This is a genomic window from Methanosarcina spelaei (genome assembly GCF_002287235.1).
Lineage (GTDB): Archaea > Halobacteriota > Methanosarcinia > Methanosarcinales > Methanosarcinaceae > Methanosarcina > Methanosarcina spelaei.
Map to the genome: position 1 here is coordinate 1 of NZ_LMVP01000498.1, position 225 is coordinate 225.

The 225-nt window shown below is 37.3% G+C and carries 1 pseudogene; it reads left to right on the forward strand.

Annotation, left to right across the window (positions count from 1 at the left end):
• Window positions 1–195: pseudogene (locus tag ASJ81_RS17040) on the forward strand (DUF6444 domain-containing protein); the annotation flags it as partial.
• Window positions 196–225 lie beyond the last annotated feature (30 nt).

The following is a 225-nucleotide window of genomic DNA, read 5'->3' on the forward strand; positions in this document are numbered from 1 at the left end:
TCACTTAGTGAAAAATTGCAAGTTTTAGAATCTCGCTTAAATCAAAATAGCAGAAACAGCAGTAAACCTCCTTCTACTGATTTTTTTGTCAAAGGAAAACCTAATCCCAAGAGTCTCCGTAAAAAGAGCGAAAAGAACCCTGGAGGTCAAGAAGGTCATCCAGGAACAACTCTTAAAATGGTTGATAATCCTGATTAGGTAATAGAGCATTCTTTGAACTGCTGC